This is a genomic window from Phenylobacterium sp. (assembly GCF_044358365.1).
In the GTDB taxonomy this organism is placed as follows: domain Bacteria; phylum Pseudomonadota; class Alphaproteobacteria; order Caulobacterales; family Caulobacteraceae; genus Phenylobacterium.
Genome location: NZ_JBIKNZ010000042.1, coordinates 1 through 20735 on the forward strand (window position 1 = coordinate 1; position 20735 = coordinate 20735).

21 protein-coding genes and 1 pseudogene are annotated in these 20735 nt (G+C 65.9%); 7 read left to right on the forward strand and 15 right to left on the reverse strand.

Annotation, left to right across the window (positions count from 1 at the left end; translation table 11 throughout):
- The 4 genes and pseudogenes from ACIQ3B_RS11995 to ACIQ3B_RS12010 all read left to right on the forward strand — a co-directional run.
- Nucleotides 1-110: pseudogene (locus ACIQ3B_RS11995) on the forward strand (IS481 family transposase); the annotation flags it as partial.
- Nucleotides 111-229: 119 nt separating this feature from the next.
- Nucleotides 230-1507 carry an aminotransferase class III-fold pyridoxal phosphate-dependent enzyme gene (locus tag ACIQ3B_RS12000; protein ID WP_397402851.1) on the forward strand — a complete coding sequence of 426 codons (1278 nt, stop codon included), beginning with the start codon at nucleotides 230-232 and terminating at the stop codon, nucleotides 1505-1507.
- The gene (locus tag ACIQ3B_RS12005) at nucleotides 1507-2931 is read left to right on the forward strand and encodes an amidase (protein WP_397402853.1); all 1425 of its coding nucleotides are present in this window, start codon (nucleotides 1507-1509) and stop codon (nucleotides 2929-2931) included. The genes ACIQ3B_RS12000 and ACIQ3B_RS12005 overlap by 1 nt, the downstream gene beginning before the upstream one ends.
- A 2-nt stretch (nucleotides 2932-2933) precedes the next feature.
- Nucleotides 2934-3314 (forward strand): DUF423 domain-containing protein, encoded by a 381-nt coding sequence (locus ACIQ3B_RS12010; RefSeq protein WP_397402855.1) that lies wholly within the window; start codon nucleotides 2934-2936, stop codon nucleotides 3312-3314.
- On the opposite strand, the gene ACIQ3B_RS12015 is transcribed toward ACIQ3B_RS12010, so the two are convergent.
- Nucleotides 3305-4519: a multidrug effflux MFS transporter gene (locus tag ACIQ3B_RS12015; RefSeq protein WP_397402857.1), complete on the reverse strand. Its 1215-nt coding sequence runs from the start codon at nucleotides 4517-4519 to the stop codon at nucleotides 3305-3307. The genes ACIQ3B_RS12010 and ACIQ3B_RS12015 overlap by 10 nt on opposite strands.
- A 62-nt stretch (nucleotides 4520-4581) precedes the next feature.
- On the opposite strand from ACIQ3B_RS12015, the gene ACIQ3B_RS12020 reads away from it, so the two are divergent.
- Both ACIQ3B_RS12020 and pip read left to right on the forward strand, forming a co-directional pair.
- On the forward strand, nucleotides 4582-5565 hold the full coding sequence (locus ACIQ3B_RS12020) for an alpha/beta fold hydrolase (RefSeq protein ID WP_397402859.1): 984 nt from the start codon (nucleotides 4582-4584) through the stop codon (nucleotides 5563-5565).
- 9 nt (nucleotides 5566-5574) lie between these two features.
- Nucleotides 5575-6567 (forward strand): prolyl aminopeptidase, encoded by a 993-nt coding sequence (gene pip / locus ACIQ3B_RS12025; RefSeq protein WP_397402861.1) that lies wholly within the window; start codon nucleotides 5575-5577, stop codon nucleotides 6565-6567.
- Between the two features lies 1 nt (nucleotide 6568).
- Here pip and ACIQ3B_RS12030 read toward each other — a convergent pair whose 3' ends face one another.
- From ACIQ3B_RS12030 to ACIQ3B_RS12090, 13 genes are all read right to left on the reverse strand, one after another.
- Nucleotides 6569-7000 carry a TA system VapC family ribonuclease toxin gene (locus tag ACIQ3B_RS12030; RefSeq protein ID WP_397402863.1) on the reverse strand — a complete coding sequence of 144 codons (432 nt, stop codon included), beginning with the start codon at nucleotides 6998-7000 and terminating at the stop codon, nucleotides 6569-6571.
- Nucleotides 6997-7227, reverse strand: coding sequence for a CopG family transcriptional regulator (locus tag ACIQ3B_RS12035; RefSeq protein ID WP_397402865.1), 231 nt, complete (start codon nucleotides 7225-7227; stop codon nucleotides 6997-6999). The genes ACIQ3B_RS12030 and ACIQ3B_RS12035 overlap by 4 nt, the downstream gene beginning before the upstream one ends.
- A gap of 49 nt (nucleotides 7228-7276) precedes the next feature.
- Nucleotides 7277-8431: a rod shape-determining protein RodA gene (rodA, locus tag ACIQ3B_RS12040; RefSeq protein WP_397402867.1), complete on the reverse strand. Its 1155-nt coding sequence runs from the start codon at nucleotides 8429-8431 to the stop codon at nucleotides 7277-7279.
- The gene (gene mrdA, locus ACIQ3B_RS12045) at nucleotides 8428-10407 is read right to left on the reverse strand and encodes a penicillin-binding protein 2 (RefSeq protein ID WP_397402869.1); all 1980 of its coding nucleotides are present in this window, start codon (nucleotides 10405-10407) and stop codon (nucleotides 8428-8430) included. Before mrdA ends, rodA begins: the two co-directional genes overlap by 4 nt.
- 7 nt (nucleotides 10408-10414) lie before the next feature.
- Entirely contained in the window at nucleotides 10415-10930 is a 516-nt protein-coding gene (locus ACIQ3B_RS12050) for a hypothetical protein (RefSeq protein WP_397402871.1), read from the reverse strand.
- The gene (mreC, locus tag ACIQ3B_RS12055; protein WP_397402873.1) at nucleotides 10927-11946 is read right to left on the reverse strand and encodes a rod shape-determining protein MreC; all 1020 of its coding nucleotides are present in this window, start codon (nucleotides 11944-11946) and stop codon (nucleotides 10927-10929) included. The genes ACIQ3B_RS12050 and mreC overlap by 4 nt, the downstream gene beginning before the upstream one ends.
- Before the next feature lie 35 nt (nucleotides 11947-11981).
- Nucleotides 11982-13025, reverse strand: a complete 1044-nt coding sequence (locus ACIQ3B_RS12060) for a rod shape-determining protein (protein ID WP_331537844.1) — start codon at nucleotides 13023-13025, stop codon at nucleotides 11982-11984.
- Nucleotides 13026-13219: 194 nt separating this feature from the next.
- Complete coding sequence (locus ACIQ3B_RS12065) at nucleotides 13220-13939, reverse strand: ATP-binding cassette domain-containing protein (RefSeq protein ID WP_397402875.1); 720 nt, start codon at nucleotides 13937-13939, stop codon at nucleotides 13220-13222.
- Nucleotides 13932-14600: a molybdate ABC transporter permease subunit gene (gene modB, locus ACIQ3B_RS12070; RefSeq protein WP_397402877.1), complete on the reverse strand. Its 669-nt coding sequence runs from the start codon at nucleotides 14598-14600 to the stop codon at nucleotides 13932-13934. The genes ACIQ3B_RS12065 and modB overlap by 8 nt, the downstream gene beginning before the upstream one ends.
- 4 nt (nucleotides 14601-14604) lie before the next feature.
- Complete coding sequence (gene modA, locus ACIQ3B_RS12075; protein WP_397402879.1) at nucleotides 14605-15396, reverse strand: molybdate ABC transporter substrate-binding protein; 792 nt, start codon at nucleotides 15394-15396, stop codon at nucleotides 14605-14607.
- A 111-nt stretch (nucleotides 15397-15507) separates the two neighbouring features.
- On the reverse strand, nucleotides 15508-16389 hold the full coding sequence (locus ACIQ3B_RS12080) for a DMT family transporter (RefSeq protein WP_397402881.1): 882 nt from the start codon (nucleotides 16387-16389) through the stop codon (nucleotides 15508-15510).
- Nucleotides 16390-16548: 159 nt separating this feature from the next.
- Entirely contained in the window at nucleotides 16549-18126 is a 1578-nt protein-coding gene (locus ACIQ3B_RS12085) for a 2-isopropylmalate synthase (RefSeq protein WP_397402882.1), read from the reverse strand.
- Nucleotides 18127-18378: 252 nt separating this feature from the next.
- Nucleotides 18379-19089, reverse strand: a complete 711-nt coding sequence (locus ACIQ3B_RS12090) for a TVP38/TMEM64 family protein (RefSeq protein WP_397402896.1) — start codon at nucleotides 19087-19089, stop codon at nucleotides 18379-18381.
- 128 nt (nucleotides 19090-19217) lie between these two features.
- On the opposite strand from ACIQ3B_RS12090, the gene ACIQ3B_RS12095 reads away from it, so the two are divergent.
- A complete protein-coding gene (locus ACIQ3B_RS12095) occupies nucleotides 19218-20420 on the forward strand; it encodes a pyridoxal phosphate-dependent aminotransferase (protein WP_397402884.1) in 1203 nt (400 codons plus the stop codon).
- A gap of 38 nt (nucleotides 20421-20458) precedes the next feature.
- On the opposite strand, the gene ACIQ3B_RS12100 is transcribed toward ACIQ3B_RS12095, so the two are convergent.
- On the reverse strand, nucleotides 20459-20695 hold the full coding sequence (locus ACIQ3B_RS12100; protein ID WP_397402886.1) for a DUF2171 domain-containing protein: 237 nt from the start codon (nucleotides 20693-20695) through the stop codon (nucleotides 20459-20461).
- Nucleotides 20696-20735: the final 40 nt, after the last annotated feature.

A 20735-nucleotide genomic window follows, 5' to 3' on the forward strand; every position in this document is an offset into this window, starting at 1 on the left:
AGACCTTACGCGGCCTCACACCCTACGAAGCCATCTGTACAGCTTGGGCCAACGAACCCCACCGCTTCCGGCTCGATCCGGTCCACTTGACCTCGGGACTGAACACCTAGCCCACGGTCGCAGGTTGAGGGATTGCCGCCTTTCCCTCCCGGGATGCCGTACGCTCAGGACTCCCCACATCCCCTCCGCCCGTCGTAAGCTCTCCTGAACAACGATCAGGGAGACGGGGATGAGCCGGGCGAACAGTCGGGATCGACAGCTGAGGGAACGGGCTGAGGCGGTTATCCCAGGCGGGATGTTCGGACATCAGTCGGTGGGGCTGTTGCCGGACGACTATCCGCAGTTCTTCGCCCGCAGTGACGGCGCCCACATCACCGATGTGGACGGCAACCGCTATCTGGATTTCATGTGCGCCTACGGCCCGAACCTGTTCGGCTACGGCCACCCCGACATCGACGCGGCGTTCGTTCGTCAGCTTGGCCAGGGCGATACGTTGACGGGACCTACGGCGCTCATGGTGGAGCTGGCCGAAGCGCTGACGGCCATGATCACCCACGCCGACTGGGCGATCTTCTGCAAGAACGGCACGGACGCCACCACCATGGCGCTGTCGGCGGCGCGGGCCCACACGCGGCGCAAGAAGGTGATCCGGGCCAAGGGCGCCTATCATGGCGCAGCCCCCTGGTGCGTGCCGCGTCCGGCCGGGACGATCGACACGGACCGGGCCAACCAGATCTTCTGCGACTACAACGATGTCGCCAGCCTGGAGGCTGCAGTGGCCGAAGCGGGCGATGATCTGGCCGCGATCTTTGCCGCGCCGTTCAAGCATGACGCCTTCATCGACCAGGCCGACCCCGATCTGGCCTATGCGAAACGGGCGCGAGAGCTCTGTGACCAGACCGGCGCCCTTTTGGTTGTCGACGATGTCCGGGCTGGATTTCGTCTGGTGCGGGACTGTTCCTGGAGCCGGCTGGGCGTACAGCCCGACCTGTCGTCCTGGGGAAAGTGCGTCGCCAACGGCCATCCGATCTCGGTGCTGCTGGGCTCCAACAAGGCGCGCAAGGCCGCTGCCGCCATCTATGTGACCGGCTCGTTCTGGTATCAGGCCGCGCCTATGGCGGCGGGTCTGGAGACGCTCAGGCTGATCCGCGAGACGGACTATCTGGAACGGATCACCGGGTTGGGCGAACGCCTGCGCGCGGGCCTCACCGAGCGCGCCGCCGCCGCCGGCTTCGGCTTCCGTCAGACCGGACCCGGAACCATGCCCCTGTTCCTGTTCGACGATGACCCGGACCTGCGTAAGGGGTTCTGCTTCGCCTCGGAAATGCTGGAGCGGGGCGTCTATGTGCACCCCTGGCACAACATGTTCCTCTGTGCGGCGATGACCGAGGCCGATATCGACGGCGCGCTTGATGCGGCGGAAGCGTCGTTCGGCGAACTGAAGACCCAGGTGCGCGATCTCGCGCCGGTCGAGAAACTGGCCTTTCTTTCTGCTGGAGCCCGCTGATGGACAACTATTCCGACTTCGACGGCCTGGGACTGGCACAGCTGGTCGCCACGAAGCAGGTGACGCCAGCCGAGCTTGTCGAGGCGGCCATTTCGCGTGTCGAGCGGCACAACCCCGCCCTGAACGCGGTGGTCTACAAGGGTTTTGACGACGCCCGGGCCCGGGCCACGGGCGCCCTGCCTGACGGTCCGTTTCGCGGCGTGCCGTTTCTGATCAAGGATCTGGCCATGCCTGTGGCCGGCTGGCCGCGCACCTCGGGCAGCCGCTTTGCACGGGGCGTGATCGACGCCGAGGATGGTGGCCTGACTGCGCGCTATCGCGACGCCGGCGTGATCCCCATCGGCAAGACCAATACGCCCGAATACGGCATCACCGGCACCACCGAGAGCGCCCATCTTGGACCCTGCCGCAATCCGTGGAACCCGGGGCACATCGCCGGCGGCTCGTCGGGCGGCTCGGCCTCGGCGGTGGCGGCCGGCATCGTTCCCATGGGCCACGCCTCGGACGGCCTGGGTTCGATCCGGATCCCTGCGGCCTGCTGCGGATTGGTAGGCCTGAAGGTCACCCGTGACCGCAATCCCAACATGCCGGACGGGTACGACTACACCTACGGCCTGGTCGTGGATCACGTGGTCAGTCGCACGGTCCGCGACAGCGCCGCCATGCTGGACGCCACGGGCTATCCCGAGCCGTTCTCGCCCTACCCTGCGCCGCCGAAGTCCGGCCTCTATCTGGATGATGTGAGCAAGAGCCCTGGCAGACTACGCATCGCCTGGTCATCGGAGACCGCCAACGGCCACCCCATTGATCCGGAAATCCAGGCTGCGCTGGAACGAACGGCCGACCTGCTTCGCCGCCTGGGCCACGACGTGTTCGAACGCGGTCTGGGGATCGACTACCGCGCGCTCTATGCCGCGCGGGGTCCGGCGGGCGCCGCCAACTTCGCTGCCGGCATGGCGCGCCTGATCGACGAGATCGGTCGTGAGCCTGAGCCGGACGAACTGGAGCCGCTGACCTGGGCCTCGCTGAAATCAGGACGCAAGGTCAGCGGCGCCGACGCGCTGCGGTCCCTGCAGGACATGCGGATGCTGAACCGCGCCACGCTCGCGGCCTTCGCCGACATCGACGTCTATCTCAGCCCGGTACTGGGCACGCCGGTGCCGGAGATCGGCCATATAGACCCGGTGAACCTGGAGCCTCGCGAGGTGAACCGGCGCCAGGGGCGCGCCTTCCCGTTCACGCCGCCGTTCAACTTCTCAGGTCAGCCGTCGCTCAGCCTGCCACTGGAGATGGACGCAAACGGCCTTCCCATCGGCATGATGTTCACCGCCAAATATGCCGACGAGGCGACCCTCTTCCGTCTGGCCGGGCAACTGGAGAAGGAAGCCCCCTGGAAGGCCCGTCGTCCGCAGGTATGGGGCTAGGCATGGGCTTCTGGACCCATCGGAACTGGATGACGCTGGCGGCGATCAGCGGGTTTGTCGCCGTGGCGGTCGGCGCGTTCGCGGCGCACGGGGTGCACGATCCCAAGGCTCAGGAGTGGCTGCGGACCGGGTCCACCTACGGGTTCATGCACACCATGGCGACGCTGGCCTGCGCGACGTTCATTCAGGTGGGCGCCAGGCGGGCAAGATATGCACCGGCCTTCTTCCTCAGTGGCGTCGTAATCTTTTCGGGCAGCCTCTACGCCATGGCGTTGGGCGCCCCGCGGTGGTTTGGCGCGATCACGCCCATCGGTGGACTGCTGTTCCTGATCGGCTGGGCCGTGCTGGCCTGGGCCGCACGTGGGGTCGACCCTCAGGCCTGAGCCGGTCGCAGCGCCAGGAACCTTAGCGCCAGGGCGGACCCCGCCAGCGCCGTGACCATCACCAGCGCCATGGGTCGGGAAGAGCCGTCATGCAGGATAGCGGCCAGGGTCGACGCCAGCGCACCCGCGGCAAAGGCGACGGTGCCCATCAGGGCCGAGATTGAGCCGGCGCGCAGGGGGTCGACATTCAGCGCGCCCGCGGTGGTGTTGCCCTGCATGAAGCCCAGACTACAGAAGACCAGAAACACCAGCGGCAGCACCGTCCATCGTTCACCAATGCCCGTGTAAGCGGCGATCATCAGGGTGACGCCCAGGCCGACGGCAATGCGGCTGGCCACGCTCAGCACCCGGTCAGGGTGGACGCGGCGCAGGATCATCCGGTTGATCTGGCCCGATCCCACGATGCCGAGGGCGTTGAAGCCAAAGATCCAGGGGAAGAGGGCGGCGGAGTACCCGTAGGTTCCCATGATCAGGCTGGGCGAGGTGGCGATGTAGGTAAAGAGGGTGGCGCCGTTCAGCGCCCCGGCCAGCGCATAGCCTACCAGCCGCGGCTGACGCAGCAGCGCCGCATAGGACTGGAAGGGGTTTTCGGATGCGGCCTGGCGCGCCGTGGCCTCGGAGCGGGACTCCTTCAGGCGCAACACGGCGATCACACCCACCACAATGCCGAACGCAGCCATGAACCAGAAGTTCAGCCGCCAACCGCCGAAGGTCAGCAGGGCCGCACCCAGCAATGGCGCGAGGATTGGCGCAAGGCCCATGATCAGCATCATCAGGCTGAGGGTGCGCGCCGTTTCGGTGTGGTCAAAGGTGTCCCGGACGATAGCGCGCGAGACCACGGCCCCGGCGCAGGCGCCCAGAGCCTGGATGAACCGCGCCGCCAGCAGTTGCTCCACCGACGTCGCCAGTGCGCAGGCTACCGAGGCGGCGATGAAGATCACCACACCCAGCATGATCGGCGCGCGTCGCCCGACCCGGTCAGACCAGGGTCCGTAGACCAGCTGTCCGATCGCCATCCCCGCCAGGAACGTCGACACCGTGGCCTGGGTCGAGGCAGGCGTGGCGCGCAGGGACTGACCGATAGCCGGCAGGGTGCTGAGGTACATATCGATCGCCAGCGGCCCCATGGCGGTCAGCGATCCCAGCAGGATCACCAACCCCCAGGGCGTCGGCGGCGAAGCGGATGAAGGGTTGGCGGACGTCACGGCGCCCATGCCCTACTGGAACCTTAGGGGTCGGCGATACCCCAAACCGCAAGGAGACCACCATGTCAGCACTCGAGGCCATGATGCCGCCGGTCCAGAAGGCCTCCGTCAATGGCGTGGAGCTGGCCTACTATGAGGTCGGACCGCGCGGTCAAGGCGTGCCGATCATCTTCTGCCACGGCTTCCCGGAGCTGGCGTTCTCTTGGCGTCACCAGCTCAAGGCCTGCGAGGCCGCCGGGCAATGGGCCATCGCGCCGGACCAGCGCGGCTACGGCCTGTCGTCGAAGCCCGACGCCGTGGACGCCTACGATATCGATCAGCTGACCGCCGACATGGCCGGCCTGCTGGACCATCTGGGCGTGGAGAAGGCGATCTTCTGCGGCCACGACTGGGGCGGCATCGTGGTCTGGCAGATGCCGCTGATCCATCCCGATCGCGTGGCGGGCGTCATCGGCCTCAACACCCCCTTCATGCCGCGCGCGCCGGCCGACCCGATCGCGATCATGAGGGCGCGCTTCGGACCGGACATGTACATCGTCTGGTTCCAGAACCCGGATGAGCCGGAGGCGGTGCTGGGCGCAGATACCAGCAGAACCATGGCTTTCTTCATGCGCAAACCCGCCGCGCAGCCGGTTACAGTCCAGCCCGACGCCTCGGGATCGACATTTGCGTTCAAGGACCTGTTGCGCAACTGGGACGGCGTCACCGGCGGCGACCCCTTGCTGACGCCCGACGAACTGGCTGTGTTCGCAGAGGCGTTCCGGGCCGGCAGCTTCTTTGGCCCGGTCAGCTGGTACCGTAACTTCACCCGCACCTGGGAACGGGCAGAGACCCTGCCCACCCGGATCGACGGTCTGCCCTGCCTGATGATCACCGCCGAGCTGGACGCCGTGCTGCCCCCGTCGGCCGCCGACCACATGGCGGGCTTCATCGGCGATCTGGAGACGGTGATGGTGGCCGGTTCAGGCCACTGGACGCAGCAGGAAAAGCCGGATGAGGTCAACGCCCTGATCCTGGGCTGGCTCGACAGGCGTTTCCCGACGTAAAAGACGCTCATGGAACGCAACACCCCGGCGCAGGCCTTCTCGTCCACCTCGAACCGCCGGGGTCTATTCGCCGACAACGAGCCTTTCGATTCAGGCTGGCTGGCCACCGACGGGCCGCACGAGATCTACTACGAGCAGTGCGGCGTGCAGGACGGCAAACCCTGTGTGATCCTGCACGGCGGCCCCGGCGGCACGATCAATCCCACCATGCGGCGTTTCTTCGATCCGTCGAAGTGGCGGATGGCTCTGTTCGATCAGCGCGGCTGCGGCAAGAGCCGGCCCAACGCCAGCCTGGACGACAACACCACCTGGTCGCTGATCGCCGACATCGAGCGGCTGCGCGAGCATCTGGGCGTGGAGAAATGGTGCGTCTTCGGCGGGTCATGGGGTTCCACCCTGGCGCTGGCCTACGCCATCACCCACCCGGAACGGGTGGAGAGCCTGGTGCTCAGGGGCATCTTCCTGCTCACCCCGCGTGAGCTGCGCTGGTTCTATCAGGACGGCGCATCAATGCTGTTCCCCGACGCCTGGGCGCGGTTCTGCGCGCCGATCCCGCTGGAAGAACGGGGCGACATGATCAGCGCCTTCCACAAACGGCTGACCCATACGGACCGGCGTATCCAGGCCGAGGCCGCTACCGCCTGGAGCCAGTGGGAGGGCGACACCATCTCCATCCGCGGCCCGGAAGCCCGGCCATCCAAGTTCAACGAGATCGACTTCGCCATCGCCTTCGCGCGGATCGAGTGCCACTTCTTCGCCAACGGCGGGTTCTTCGACAGCGAGAACTGGATTCTCGAAAACGTGGGCAAGCTGGCCGGGATCCCGGGCTGGATTGTCCAGGGTCGCTTCGATGTGGTGACCCCGATGGACAGCGCCTGGCGCCTCAAGACGGCCTGGCCGAAGGCGCGTTTCGAAGTGGTCTGGGACGCAGGCCACGCCTCGACCGAGCCGGGAATCGTCGATGGTCTGGTCCGCGCGACGGAGGCGGCGCTCAGGGTTTGAGTTAAGTCAGCAAGCAGAGGGCTGCGGCCCCGTCGGGGACAGCCTCAGCCGGGATTTTTCGATCAAAGGTCGCCAGGCGACCGCCGTTGGCAACGGCCAACGCCAGGAGGTAGACGTCCGTCACGTCGCCGGAACTGAGAAGACGGCGGCGAACCAGATGCTGCTGATCTCGCAGACTTATGGCGTCCGGCCAGAATACGTGACCCGGCAGGGCGCAAAGGGCCTCAAGCGCTGGCAGTACAGCTGAGGCTGATCCATGCGGTGTCGGGTAGCGCGGTCCGCCAACGATACGCAGGACGCCGTTTTCGGTCAGAGGGCAGGTTGCGAACGAATGGCGCCCCTCGTGAGCAAACCAGGCGTGGGCCCGCGAGCTGTCGACATGGGACCGGTCGATGAGAGCAATGAGGATGTTGACGTCGAGCAGAAACGTCACTGCGTCTCGTCATCAAGCTGTTTGATCAGTTCGGGCGTGACGATTGCGCCAGGTCTGACCGGTAGCTGCAAGATGCCATTCAGGTAGGTCGGCTCGGCTGGCGTCGCAGGCGCAAGCGCCTCGCGGATGAGGTCCGAAATGACCTGTCCCACAGGCCGCCCCTGCACCTGGGCCATATGTTTTGCCGCGAGCAGAACGTCGTCGTCGATCGCGATTGTCGTACGCATTGGACCCTCCTGCATCACGCATCATACATCAGATGCGGGCAGAATGAAGTCAGACAAATGACCCCTTGCCGCTGGTGACTTCGGAATACCGGTGCACACGGACAGACTGAATCAGGCCAAACCCGATCATCACCGTCAGCATCACGGTGCCGCCATAGCTCAGCATCGGCATCGGCACGCCCACCACCGGCGCCAGTCCCATGACCATCAGGCCATTGATCATCACATAGAGGGTGAAGGTGGCGGTGACGCCGGCTGCGGCCAGGCGTCCGAAATGGCTATGGCTGAGATAGGAGGTCCGGAGCGCCATGAAGATCGCCGCAGCGTAGAGGATCAGAAGTGAGGCGCAGCCGACAAAACCGAACTCCTCGGCGAGCGCGGCAAAGATGAAGTCGGTCTGCTTTTCCGGCAGAAAATTGAGCTGGCTCTGGGAGCCCAGCCCATAGCCCTTTCCCAGCAGGCCACCGGAGCCCAGCGCGATCATAGATTGCAGGATGTGATAGCCCGAGCCCGAGGGGTCGCTCTCCGGGTCCAGAAAGGTCAGCACCCTCTGACGTTGATAGTCGTGCATGCCGAAGATCACGTAGGGCGGGATCACGGCCAGCACGCCAGCCACGGCGGCGGCGATGATCTTCCAGGAGAGGCCAGCCAGCACCACGATGGCGCCGCCGGTCATGGCGATCAGCAAGGCGGTGCCCAGATCAGGCTGGTGCGCCACCAGCAGCACCGGGACGGCGATCATCAACGCCGGAATGAGCAACCACCATGAAAGCCGGGCGCGCTCTGCCGACACGCCGTGATAGAGCCGCGCCAGCGCCAGGACGATGCCGATCTTGATCACCTCGGACGGCTGGAAACTGAAACTGCCAATGGACAACCAGCGCTGGGCGCCGAGTCTGATGTCGCCGACCAGTTCCACCGCAATCAGCAACAGTACGCCCAGGCCATAGATCAGGTAGGCCAGCGCGAACCACACCCGCAGATCCACCATCGCCAGGGCGATCAATATAAAGATGCAGATCCCGAACCGACTGGCATGCGCTGCCGACCAGGGCGTCCAGGAAGATCCTGCAATGGAAAACAGCATCAGCGACCCGGTCCCTGCGATCAGGCACAGGACCAGGACGAACAGCCAATCGATTTCGGATAGCTTGACGATCAGCCGGTCGCGTTCGCCGGGACGGGTCAGGGCGGACACGGTCATGCCGGACCTCCGGGGATGGCGGCGGTCTGTTCGGTGGTCGTGGACTGGGGGACGTTGTCCAGTTCGAGGTCGGGCGCCATTTCCGGCATCGGCAACGGCTTCTCGATCCGCGCGCGGATCTCCGGATCCTTCAACAGGGTGGTACGCATGATCTCCCGTGCGCGCGGCGCTGCGGCGGTCGATCCGCCCATACCGTGCTGCACCACCACGGCGATGGCGTAGCGGGGGGCGTCAATGGGCGCAAAGGCCACGAACAGGCCGTGGTCGCGCAGGCGCCAGGTCCCGCCCTGGCCGCGTGATCCGCCCTTGTCATAGTTGCGCACCTGGGCGGTGCCGGTCTTGCCGGCCATCAGGATGTCACCCAGGCCCAGCTGGCTGGCCCGGAACGCGGTGCCGCCCGCCTCGGTCACTGCCGCCATGCCGTCACGAACATACTGGATGTGCTCGGTCGCAAACGGCAGTGGCGGCGCGTCCGATCCTTTTGGCAGCTCCTTGCCACCCACCGAGCGAACGAGACGCGGATTGAGCGCCCGCTGTCCGTTGGCCAGCCGCGCCGTCATCACGGCCAGTTGCAGACAGTTCACCTGCAGATAGCCCTGGCCGATGGCGTAGGAGAGATTTTCGCCCGGCCACCAGGGCTGCTGGGCCTCGTTCTTCGCAAAGTAGCGCTTCTTCCACGCCCGGTCGGGCACGACGCCCTTCTTCTGACCCGGGATTCCGATGTCATAAATCTGGCCGAGGCCGAAGGCGCGGGCGGCGATGGCGATGCGATCCGGCCCCACCCGCAGTGACATAGTGTAGAAGTAGGTGTCGCAGGAGTTCTTGATGGCGTCGCGCAGGTTCTGCGAGCCGTGCCCGCCGCGCTTGTGGCAGTGGAAGTAGCGGCCTCCGAAGTTCATCCCGCCGCTACAGTTGACGCGGATATCCGGGTCGATGCCCGCGTCGAGGATCGCCAGCGCAGTCATTGTCTTGAAGGTTGAGCCCGGCGGGTAGAGGCCTGACAGGCACTTGTCCAGCAAGGGCTTGCGCTCGAAGGTCGCCAGGCCGCGGTAGTCAGCGACCGTAAGGCCTCGCACAAACCGATTGGCGTCGAAGCTGGGTGCCGATGTCATGCACAGGATGTCGCCGGTGCGGCAATCCATCACGACAGCGCCGCCGCTCTCCTCGCCGAAGACTTCCAGCGCCCGATTCTGGACATCGACATCAAGGGTCAGCTGAATTTCAGCGCCCGGCTGCGGCGAGATGTCGCCCTCGCCATGGTGGCTGACCTCGCGCCCGTTGGCATCGACCTCGACCTTGCGCGCGCCGGGCCGGCCGCGAAGTTCCAGATCAAAGGCTTTCTCGACGCCCTGCTTGCCGATCCTGAAACCCGGATGCAGCAGGATGGAGTCCGCGTTGGGGCCTGCGGCGGTGATGTCGTCCTTGTTCACCTTGGCGACGTAGCCGATGACGTGGGCGAAGGCCCCGCCGTAGGGATAGACCCGCACCTCACCCATGTCTGCGGTAACTCCGGTGAGCTCCGGCGCACGCACGCTGATGGCCGAGAACTGTTCCCAGGTCATGTCCTCCATGACCGAAACCGGCGCCCGGCGCGGCGCGCTGTTGATATCCTTGAGCAGGCGGCGCTGGCGAACCTCGTCCAGCGGCACAAAACTGGCCAGTGTCTTGAGGGTCGCTTCGGTATCTGTGCCCTTGTCGCGGACCACCAGTAGCCGGAAGTTGGGGCGATTGGCCGCCAATACGGCGCCGTTGCGGTCAACGATCACTCCGCGCGGCGCAGGCATAAGCTTGAAATTGAACTGGTTCGAGGTGGACAGCCGCTCATAGCGCTGGGTCTGGAACAGCTGCAGATAGGCCAGACGCCCGCCCATGGCTGTCAGGCCGAGGCCCGCGAAGGCGCCCAGCAGGACGGCGCGCCGATGGAATACGCCCTGACGCTCGTTCACCTCTTCGAAGAAGATCGATGGGCCGGTCATGGCGCGCTCAGCGGAACCTCACGTCTGCGTCTTCAAACAGGTCGATGAGCCTGTCGGCGAAGGGATAGAGCACAACTGTGGCGAGGAATTGCCAACCCACGGACACCAGGCTTGGCGCGTTCTGGGTGTCCAGCATCGTGAAGATGTAACCGGCGCCAAGCGCCAGCGCGGTCGCAGCACTGTACCAGGCCCACATGAACAGGCGACTCTGCCCCGCGAGCATCGCCCGCCCGCTCAGCACCAGGCCATAGGGCAACAACAGACACACCGCCCAGAATCCGAGGGGATTGCCCCAGAGCAGATCCAGATAGAATCCCATCAGCATCACGCCCACCGGCGCCAGCATGGATGGGCGGATGACCGCCCAGGCATACACCACCGGCAGGGCGAACACCGGCTCAGGCAGGCTCAGCCCCCAGAAACGCAAGGGCAGCGCCAGCAGGAAGGTGGCCAGGATCACCTGCAGCATGGGAACGCCAAGCCATCGCCAGGGCGCCAGGGGCTGTGCGCCGCTGCTGCTCACGGCGTCGCTCCAGCGGGTCGCGGGGCAGTCCCGGCAGCCGGGCGCACAGGGGCTGTCGGCGGCGCGGCGGCCGGCAGTACGGCCGCGGGCGTCGCAATCGGCGGCGGCAGGGTTGAGGCGCCAGGCGTCGCCGGCGGAACCTCAACCTTCTCCAGGCCCGCGCGATTGACCACCTGGGTGAAGTCCTGGAACAGCAGGATCCGTACATAGTCGACTGCCGCCTTGTCGGAGGCCAGCACTACGCGCCAGCGGTTATCCAGCCCCTTGATCGCCACGCCGACCGGTAGTCCCCGGGGGAAAACGCCGCCATCGCCTGAGGTCAGGATCCTGTCACCGCTGCGCACAGGGTCCTGGCCGCGCAGATATTCCAGCCTGGGATTGGGTCCGCCGTCGCCGGTCAGAATGGCGCGCGAATTGGTCCGGTCGATCATCACCGGCGTGCGTGAGGCGGCGTCGGTCAGCAGCAGCACCCGGCTGACACCGTCCGTAACGCCGACGACGCGGCCCACCAGGCCGTTCTCGCTCATCACCGGATTGCCGGGCTTGATCCCGGCTTCGCTGCCGGCGTTGGCCAGGCGGGAATTTGCGAAGGGTCCGCGGCTATCGGTGACAATTCGCGCCGAGGCCATGGGAATGGGAGGATCGGTCTTGAGGCCCAGGGCGGCGCGATAGCGCTCGTTGGTGTCGCGCAACGCCAGCGCCACGTCGCGCCACTGGCGCATTTCCTTGAGCTCGGCGTTGAGGCGGCGGTTCTCGGACACAGCGAAGAAGTAGCCCTTGACGCCGTCCACGCCCTGTCCAGTCAATCGGCCGGGCGTGGAGAGCGCATCGCCCACCGGCGCCATCACCTTGTCCGACAGGGTGCGCGAGCGGCCATAGGCGTCAGTGTCGAAGACCTCGCGGCGATCCGAAAGCAACACCGCCACGGAGGCGATCAGCACAACGAGAAACACGATCCCCGCCGTCCAGGTCAGGGGAACCCTCAGTTCGCCGAGCGGATTGTCCCTGTAGGACATCTAGGTTCGACCCCCATCACCCGCGCGGGCGCCGCCTAAGCCAGGGTGGATTCCAGAACGCCCTTCATCCACTTGGGATGTTCGAGCACCTTGCCGCAGCCCAGCGCAACACAGGACAGCGGATCGTCGGCTACCGTCACCGGCAGGCCGGTGTGATCGCGGATCTCGGCGTCCAGGCCGCGAAGCAGTGCGCCGCCGCCGGTCAGCATGATGCCCTTGTCGGCAATGTCGGAGGCCAGTTCCGGCGGCGTGGCTTCCAGCGCCATCTTCACGGCGTCCACGATCTGGCCGACCGGCTCGGCGAGCGCGTCAGAGGCCTGTTTCTCTGAAATCCGCACCTCGCGGGGGACCCCCTGCATCAGGTCGCGACCCTTGACCTCGATCGACAGGCCCTCGCCGTCGGCCGGCGCGCGGGCGGTGCCGATTTCCTTCTTGATGCGCTCGGCCGTGGTCTCGCCGATCAGAAGGTTGTGGTTGCGGCGCATGTAGCTGATGATCGCCTCGTCCATCTTGTCGCCGCCGACGCGAACCGAGCGCGAATAGACGATCCCCGACAGCGAGAGCACAGCCACCTCGGTGGTGCCGCCGCCGATGTCGACCACCATCGAGCCCGTGGGTTCATGGATCGGCAGGCCGGCGCCGATCGCAGCCGCCATCGGCTCGTCGATCAGGCCCACGCGGCGGCCGCCGGCGTTCAGGCAGGAATCGTTAATGGCGCGGCGTTCAACGGCAGTGGCGCCAGACGGCACGCACACGATCACCTTGGGGTTCACGAAGCCCTTGCGGTTGTGAACCTTGCGGATGAAGTACTTGATCATCTCTTCGGCGACTTCAAAGTCGGCGATCACCCCGTCGCGCATGGGGCGGATAGCCTCCATGTGGCCAGGCGTGCGGCCCAGCATCTGCTTGGCCTCGATACCCACAGCGTGAACGACCTTGCGGCCTCCCACATTGCGCAGCGCCACCACCGAAGGCTCATTGAGCACGATGCCCTTGCCCTTCATGTAGATCAGCGTGTTGGCGGTACCGAGGTCGATGGCGATATCGTTCGAGATGGCGCCGAAGAGCGAAGAGATCATGCAAAGCCCTGACGGGTTGGGGCGGAAACGGTAAGGTGTCTGCGAGGCGAAAGCACAACCGACCGAAAACGCGAGCTTGCGCCTGAGTTGGTTAACTTTGTCTGGCAGATGATCAGGTCCCTCTGCCCTGACACCTTGGTCATTTCAAGGCTTAATGCGGGCTGCGCGGATTCGCCTGCGGCGCGATTGCCGGGTCAGGCTGGCGGATCGCCCAGAAGCAGCGCCCTGGCGGCAGGGTCGGCCAGCACCTGGCGAGCCGTTCCCGTCGCCCGGGCTTCCCCCTGATCGAGCACACACAACCGGTCGGCGAGTCGCGAAACCTCGTCCACATCGTGCGTGACCAGCAACATAGGAATCGAAAGCCCCTGCCGAAGCGCAACGATTTCTTCATAGAGGTGAACGCGCGTGCGACGGTCGACCGCCGAGAATGGTTCATCCAGCAGCAGCACATGCGGCTCGCGCGCCAGAGCCCGGGCGATAGCCACGCGCTGGCGCTGGCCGCCGGAGAGCTGGGCCGGTTTGCGCGCCTCAAGGCCTTCCAGATGCACCCGCACCAGCAGGCCGGCGGCCCGGTCCCGTCGCTCGGCGCGAGGAAAATCGAGCAGGGCCGTGGCGACATTGTCCAGCGCCGAGAGGTGGGGAAACAGGGCGTGTTCCTGGAAAACCAGCCCGACCCGGCGACGGTGCGGCGGCAGAAACCGGCGTGCGTCGCTATCGAACCAGACCTCGTCACCCACCGCGATGTGTCCCGCGCGCGGGCGGTAGAGACCTGCGATCGCCCGGAGCGCTGTCGTCTTGCCCGCACCGGAAGGACCGACCAGGCCCAGCACCTCGCCCGGCGCGCAGGTGAAGGCGACGTTCAGCGGAATCGGTCCCGACTGGTGCAGGCGGACAGAGAGACCCGGCTCAGCCATGACGACGCCCGACGCGGCCGGTCGCCGCCGTCGCGATGGCGATGGCGCCGATGGAGAAGGCCAGCAGGAGCGCGCTCATCAGACCGGCGCCATGGGTGTCAAAGGCCTGCACCCGATCATAGATCGCCAGCGCGATGGTCCGCGTTTCGCCGGGGATCGACCCACCGACCATGAGAACAACGCCGAATTCGCCAAGTGTGTGGGTGAAGGTGAGCGCGAACGCCGACAGGACGCCCGGCCACGCAAGGGGCGCCTCGATACGCCAGAACGTACGCCAGGGTGAGAGGCCGCTGACCCAGGCGGCTTCCCGGACATCCGGTGGCAGGGCCTCGAAGGCCCGCTGCATCGGCTGCACGGCGAAGGGAAGGTTGATCAGGACAGACGCAGCCACCAGCCCCTCGAAGCTGAAGGCCAGCGGGTGGCCGAACATGGCGCCCCAGGCCTTGCCCAGAGACGCGTTGGCGCCCATCGCACTCAATAGATAGAAGCCAAGCACCGTCGGCGGCAGCACCAGCGGCGCCATGATCAACGCCTCCAGGACGCCGCGTCCGCGGAACCGGTGAAAGGCGATCCAGCGGGCCAGCACCAGGCCCAGCGGCAGCAGAAGGCCGACCGTCCAGGCCGCGAGCACCAGCGAAAGACGGAACGCCTCCCAGTCCAAGCTGCTAGCGCCCCCCGGGCACGGTGAAGCCGTAGCGGGTGAAGATCGCGCGCGCATCAACGCCCTGCAGGAAGCTGTAGAAGGCACGGGCCGTAGCGCCGGCGCCGGTCAGCAGGGTGGCCCGCTGACGCAGGGGTTTATGCCGGTCTTCCGGAATCAGAGCGAACGTGCCGGCCGCCTTGACGGGCGCCGTCAGAGCCAGCGAAAGCGGGATCAAGCCGGCCTGCGCGCCGCCAGCGACGGCGAACTGGGTCGCCTGCGAGACGTTCTCGCCGAGAACAAGCTTCCCCTGCAGGTCATCCCACAGGCCCGCCGCCTGGAGGGCCTCGCGCGCCGCCCGACCGTAGGGCGCATGTTCAGGATTGGCGATGGCGACCTTGCTCACCTGCTCTGCGCGGAGCGCCCTTCCCAGACCGGCGAGCGCGCCGTCCACCTGGACCGGAGATCCCTTGGGCGAGAACAGTCCGATCCGGCCGATGGCGTAGAGCACGCCCGGGCCCTCTCCGCGCCCCGCCTGACGCAAGGTTTCCACATAGGCCTCATCCGCCGAGAGGAAGACTTCATAGGGCGCGCCGTTGAGGATCTGCTGGGTGAAATTGCCCGATGAGCCGAAGGTGAGCCTCACGTTCTGCCCTGTCCGCCGGCGGAACTGCGCGGCGATTTCGGGGAGAGCCGCGGAAAGATCGGACGCGGCGGCCACGGTCGGCCCGCCGGGTTGAACCCTGCCAGGACCTGCGCCCAGCGCGAAAGCCAGCCCGCCCGATGCGACGCGGAAGAAGGTCCGGCGTGCGATCAACGGTCGGGTCTCCAGGTTTGCAGCGGGATCTCGCAACTCGCGTTGTGTACCGCTACTGCGCAATGACGTGAAGCGTTGGCGTCCGGTCCTGAGACCGTGCTGCCCCTGCCATCAACCCAGGACGGTGAGCAGCACCCCCACCGCAGTCAATCCGCCGCCGATCCACTGACGGGGCGTCAGACGCTCCTTGAACAGACGGCGACCAACCGCGGCTGCGATCGGCCCCTCGATCAGACCGATCGCCCGGACCGGCGCCGCCGGCGCCAGCGCCAGAGCCCCGAACCAGCACGCCGAGGCGGCAGACCCGAAAAAGCCGGCAGCCAGCGAGGGCTTCCAGGATCCAAACACCGACCGCAAGGCCTGCGGGCGCGTCAGCCCAAGGATCGACGACAGAACCACCGACTGCATCGTCTGGGCGACCAGCAGGGCCGCTGCCGCCGAGTAGAGCGGGTGGCTCGCATCAAACGCCTGCCCCGCCTGACGATAGGCGTTGAACGCCACCGCAAAGGCCGCGCCCGCCGCCAGCCCCAGTAACCCTCCCGGCAGATCCGCCCTGGCCTGCCCCTGACGCGGCCAGGACAGAACGACCAGGCCGATGGTCCCGACCGCCACGCCAAACCAGGCTGCGACGCCCAGCGCGTCCCCCAGAACCAGCCAGCCGAGGATAGCCGCCATGGGCAGGGACGACTGCTGCAGCATGATCGCCACCGCAAATCCTGAACTGCGCATCGCCATCAGCAATGCTCCCGTCGCCGCCACCTGGCTGATGGCGCCGACAACCGCGGCGATCCAGAACCGGGCCGAAGGATCAGGCTGGGCGTCCGGAGTGATCGTCCACATGACCGCGAAGATCAGGATCGAAAACGGCAGGCCAAACAGGAAACGCACAAGCGTCGCGCCCCACGGCCCGGCATCACCCACCAGCCCCCGCTGCATGGCGTTGCGTGCGACCTGCAAAGGCGCGGCCGCAGCGGCGAGGAAAATCCAGAGCATTAAATTGAATCCGTCATCCCGGCCAATGCGGCGGCACAGCCGCCAAGGCCGAGCCGGGGTCCACCCACACCCACGGCGCGCGTGAACCTCCAGCGATCAGGTGAGCAACGATCCCGGTTTTCGCCTCTGGCCAAACCGGGACGACACGATGTTACGGCGTCAGAATCCGCTGGCGACCTTGCCCGGCGCTGTCTTTTCCTTGCGCGCGAAGAGGTTGTTGAGCGCGTTGACGTAGGCCTTGGCCGAGGCCGTAAGAGTGTCGGTGTCAGCGGCCTGGCCGGTGGCGATGCGGCCATCGTCCTCGAGCCTTACCGATACCTGGGCCTGGGCATCCGTGCCTTCGGTGACCGCGTGGACCTGGAAAAGGCGCAGGATCGCTGTATGCGGGATCACCGCATGAATGGCGTTGAACACCGCGTCCACAGGGCCGTCGCCAGTGGCGTTGGCTGACCTTTCCTCGCCCTCGATCGTGACCGTCAGGAACGCCTCCTGCGGCCCCTCGGTGCCCGCGATCACCCGCAGGTGTTTGACCTGGACGCGGTCGGCCCCGCTGGCCAGTGCATCGTCGACCAGTGCGATGATATCGTCGTCGAAGACGTGCTTCTTCTTGTCGGCAAGGTCCTTGAACCGCTGGAAGGCCTCGTTCAGGGCGTTCTGGCCCAGTTCGTAGCCCAGGTCCTTCAGCTTGGCGCGGAACCCCGCACGGCCCGCATGCTTGCCCATCACCAGATTGGAGGAGCCCTGCCCCACGTCCTCGGGCTGCATGATCTCGTAGGTGCCGCGGTCCTTGAGCATCCCGTCCTGATGGATACCGCTCTCGTGAGCGAAGGCGTTCTTGCCGACGATGGCCTTGTTGAACTGGACCGGGAACCCGGTGATCGCCGAGACGTAGCGGCTGGCGCGCGTGATGTGCTGGGTCTCGATGCCGGTATGGAACCGCAGGTGATCGCCACGGACCTTGAGCGCCATGACGATCTCTTCGAGCGCCGCGTTGCCGGCGCGCTCGCCAATGCCGTTGATGGCGCACTCCACTTGCCGCGCCCCGCCCTGCACGCCGGCCAGGCTATTGGCGACGGCCAGGCCCAGGTCATTGTGGCAGTGGGTGGAGAAAATCACCGTGTCAGCGTTCTCGACGTTCTCGATGATGTCGCGGAACATGTCGCCATACTCGGATGGATAACTGTAGCCCACCGTATCCGGCAGGTTGATGGTGCCGGCCCCGGCGCGAATGGCGGCGTCCACGCAGCGACGCAGGAAGTCAGGTTCGGTGCGGGTGGCGTCCTGGGCCGACCATTCCACATCACCACAGAGGTTGCGCGCATGGGTCACCGACTTGGTGATCATCTCCAGGATGTCTTCCTGGCTGGCGTGCAGGATGTGGTCGCGATGGCTGGGACTGGTGGACAGGAAGGTGTGGATACGCCCGCGCCTGGCCTTCCGGATCGCCTCGGCGCAGCGCTCGATATCGGCCATGCCGGCGCGGGCCAGGCCACAGACGACGCTTTCAGTGATGATCCCGGAGATGGCGCGGACCGCCTCGAAGTCGCCGTTGGAGGCGATCGGAAAGCCCGCCTCTATCACATCGACCTTCATGTCTTCGAGGATCTTGGCCAGCTCGAGTTTTTCGTCGTGCGACATCGATGCGCCGGGCGACTGTTCGCCATCGCGCATAGTGGTGTCGAAGACAATGACGCGGTTAGACGGCGCCGGGGCGGACTCGGATACGGGGTAAGTCATGGGAATCAAGATCTCTTCGCGGTGTTTCAGGTCTGGGCGGAGGTCTTCTAACCCCTGGATCGCCCGGCCGCGAGCATGCGCGTGCCTAGAGAGGCGCCCAGGGGCGGCTAAGCCCCAGCGAGAGAAGAAGCAGGCTTGTGGGCCGCGTGCGCATGGAACGTTATGTATCGAGATGGACGTCGCGCCGCAAGCTTGTTGCGCTGGATCAGATGAAAGACGCCCACTTCAGCAAGAACCTTGCTGATCGGCGACCTAAGGGTCACTTCGCCCTCTCCGCCCCAGCCAGCGCTGCGCAAACCATCCGATCGCCAGCCAGGCGACCGCAACAGCCAGCAGCGCCACCCAATGGCCTGAAATCTCGCCGCGCATGATTTGCAGGATTGAGGCCCCCGCGAAAGCGGTCAACGCGATCTTCGGGACGATTCCGATCCCCGTTCCCGCCAGGAAATGGGTCACCCGCATGGGGGTGACACCGGCTGCCATGTTGACCACGATAAAAGGCGCCGACGGCACCAGCCGCACGATCAGGCTGGCCAGAAAGCCGTTCTCGCCTATCAGCCGCATGAACCGGCGCACGCCGTCACCCGAAATCCGCTCGAGCGTGCGCGCGCCGGCGGTTCGTCCCAGATAGAAGCCCAATACCGAGGAGACCATGGTGCCCACCCAACTGTAGGCCGCACCGGTCACCGGGCCGAACGCCACGACGGCGGCGGCGATCAGGACAATCTGCGGCGTCCCGACAAAGGCCAGGGCCGCAAAGGCGGCGACCGCCACCGGCAGGGACCACGGCCCCCGCGCCGTGCCCAACCACCCTTCCAGCGTGCGCTCACTGTCGATCCCCAGCAGCTGGGCGCCGAACACAAACACAATGCCGACACCGCCAAACAGCACAAAGGAAACCGCCAGCGTCCGCCAGGCCTGGGCGTCGAGGTTCGACAGGAATTCGAAGAGGCGGCGCATCACCTTTGGAGGCGTCGCGTGATCCTGAGGCCAGGTCAAGGCGAAGTGGCGCCCTTCTGCGGGTAGGCGTGCGCCGCCGCATGGGCTAAACCCCCGCCGTTTCGCCAACCCCCAGCCGGGAGACTTCCCCCATGTTCCGGGAATCCGACGCGCTTGCCCGCGTAAAGCCCTCCGCCACTCTGGCCGCAGACGCCAAGGCCCGTGAGTTGAAGGCCCAGGGCAAAAACGTGATCGGTCTGGCCGCTGGCGAACCCGATTTCGATACCCCCGACAATATCAAGGAAGCCGCGATCAAGGCGATCCGCGACGGCAAGACCAAGTACACCAATGTCGATGGCATTCCGGAGTTGAAGGACGCCATCGTCGCCAAGTTCCAGCGGGAAAACCACCTCACCTACAAGGCCAGCCAGGTGAATGTCTCTCCGGGCGGCAAGCCGGTGATCTGGAACGCCATGATCTCGACGCTGAACGCTGGCGATGAGGTGGTGATCCCGACGCCCTATTGGGTCAGCTACTGGGACATCGTGCTGTTGGCAGGCGGTCAGCCTGTCGCCGCGCCCACCTCGGTAGCGTCTGGTTTCAAGCTGGACGCAGCCGGCCTGGAAGCCGCGATCACGCCGCGGACCCGCTGGGTTTTTCTGAACAGCCCGTCCAACCCCTCCGGGGCCGCCTACACCCGGGCCGAGCTGCGAGCCTTGGCTGATGTCTTGTTGCGCCATCCGCAGGTCTGGGTCCTTACCGACGACATGTACGAACACCTGGTGTTCGGCGATTTCGAGTTCACCACCATCCTGCAGGTGGAGCCGGCGCTCTATGATCGCACGCTGACCATGAACGGCGTTTCCAAGGCCTATGCCATGACCGGCTGGCGGATCGGCTATGCGGCCGGACCGGAAGCCCTGATCAAGTCGATGGCCAAGGTGATGAGCCAGACGACGTCGAACCCCTCGTCCATCTCGCAATGGGCGGCGGTCGAGGCGCTGAACGGGACTCAGGACTTTATCAAACCCAACGCCAGGCTGTTCGAAGGTCGCCGCGACCTCGTGGTATCGATGCTGAACCAGGCCCAGGGCATCAACTGCCCGACACCGGAAGGCGCCTTCTATGTCTATCCGTCCGTGGAAGCCCTGATCGGCAAGGCCACGCCGTCGGGAAAGGTCATCACGTCCGACGCCGATTTCTGCGTCGAACTGCTGGAAACCGAAGGCGTCGCCGTGGTGCTGGGCGCGGCGTTCGGGCTCTCGCCGCATTTCCGGATCAGCTATGCGACCAGCAACGCGGTGCTTGAAGACGCCTGCCAGCGGATCCAGCGGTTCTGCGCCAACGTGAAATAGGCAAAGCGGGCGGCGCGATCAGCGCCGCCCGATCCTGACTAGGCCCGTTCGCGCCAGGCGGCCTTGGCGGCGTCCTTGGTGATGTTGAGACACACCTTGTTGTCGAGGATCTCTTCCGCCCAGACCATGGGAATAAGGTGGTGCTTGAAGCCTGACCCGAAGTCGAACTTGGCCAGTTCGATGTCACCGCCCATCACGCGGTCAACCTTGCCGACATGGCCGCCGTCAGAGCCGATGACTTCCATGTGTTCGAGAATTTTGGATTCGTGGATCATGATGATCTCCTGGGCTGGGACCGGGTTAACCGGCCGACAC

Bases quoted from the DNA above. Each gene is read 5' to 3' on its own strand.
- ACIQ3B_RS12000 (WP_397402851.1), top strand. From the start codon at position 230: ATGAGCCGGGCGAACAGTCGGGATCGACAGCTGAGGGAACGGGCTGAG.
- ACIQ3B_RS12005 (WP_397402853.1), top strand. From the start codon at position 1,507: ATGGACAACTATTCCGACTTCGACGGCCTGGGACTGGCACAGCTGGTC.
- ACIQ3B_RS12010 (WP_397402855.1), top strand. From the start codon at position 2,934: ATGGGCTTCTGGACCCATCGGAACTGGATGACGCTGGCGGCGATCAGC.
- ACIQ3B_RS12020 (WP_397402859.1), top strand. From the start codon at position 4,582: ATGTCAGCACTCGAGGCCATGATGCCGCCGGTCCAGAAGGCCTCCGTC.
- pip (WP_397402861.1), top strand. From the start codon at position 5,575: ATGGAACGCAACACCCCGGCGCAGGCCTTCTCGTCCACCTCGAACCGC.
- ACIQ3B_RS12035 (WP_397402865.1), bottom strand. From the start codon at position 7,227: ATGCGTACGACAATCGCGATCGACGACGACGTTCTGCTCGCGGCAAAA.
- rodA (WP_397402867.1), bottom strand. From the start codon at position 8,431: ATGACCGTGTCCGCCCTGACCCGTCCCGGCGAACGCGACCGGCTGATC.
- mrdA (WP_397402869.1), bottom strand. From the start codon at position 10,407: ATGACCGGCCCATCGATCTTCTTCGAAGAGGTGAACGAGCGTCAGGGC.
- mreC (WP_397402873.1), bottom strand. From the start codon at position 11,946: ATGTCCTACAGGGACAATCCGCTCGGCGAACTGAGGGTTCCCCTGACC.
- ACIQ3B_RS12060 (WP_331537844.1), bottom strand. From the start codon at position 13,025: ATGATCTCTTCGCTCTTCGGCGCCATCTCGAACGATATCGCCATCGAC.
- ACIQ3B_RS12065 (WP_397402875.1), bottom strand. From the start codon at position 13,939: ATGGCTGAGCCGGGTCTCTCTGTCCGCCTGCACCAGTCGGGACCGATT.
- ACIQ3B_RS12080 (WP_397402881.1), bottom strand. From the start codon at position 16,389: ATGCTCTGGATTTTCCTCGCCGCTGCGGCCGCGCCTTTGCAGGTCGCA.
- ACIQ3B_RS12085 (WP_397402882.1), bottom strand. From the start codon at position 18,126: ATGACTTACCCCGTATCCGAGTCCGCCCCGGCGCCGTCTAACCGCGTC.
- ACIQ3B_RS12095 (WP_397402884.1), top strand. From the start codon at position 19,218: ATGTTCCGGGAATCCGACGCGCTTGCCCGCGTAAAGCCCTCCGCCACT.
- ACIQ3B_RS12100 (WP_397402886.1), bottom strand. From the start codon at position 20,695: ATGATCCACGAATCCAAAATTCTCGAACACATGGAAGTCATCGGCTCT.